The organism is Cohnella baijiui, from assembly GCF_020731285.1.
Taxonomy (GTDB): Bacteria; Bacillota; Bacilli; order Paenibacillales; family Paenibacillaceae; genus Cohnella.
This window is the reverse complement of the sequence record NZ_JAJFOW010000540.1, coordinates 1-208: the sequence shown is the minus strand read 5'-3', so window position 1 is coordinate 208 and position 208 is coordinate 1. Positions and strand designations below refer to the sequence as shown.

1 protein-coding gene is annotated in these 208 nt (G+C 37.5%); it reads right to left on the bottom strand.

Going from position 1 to position 208, the window contains the following annotated elements:
- Nucleotides 1–11 precede the first annotated feature (11 nt).
- A partial coding sequence (locus LKX83_RS33710; RefSeq protein ID WP_227887688.1) for a cytochrome C oxidase subunit IV family protein occupies nt 12–208 on the bottom strand: 197 nt, incomplete at its 5' end.

Sequence of the window (208 nt, the reverse complement as noted above, 5' to 3'; positions counted from 1 at the left end):
CTTCCATTAAATTACCACCAAATAATTGTCATAAAGGCCCAAACCATAATCATAGCCAAAAACACGCCTGTAAACAAGAACATGCTTGGCGCTTCATGGCCTTTATGACTCATATGCATGAAATAAAAAAGCTGAAAAACAACCTGAACACAAGCTAAAAGAAGAATAAATGGCACGACAAACCATGCCGTAAATCCTTTGATGGCTA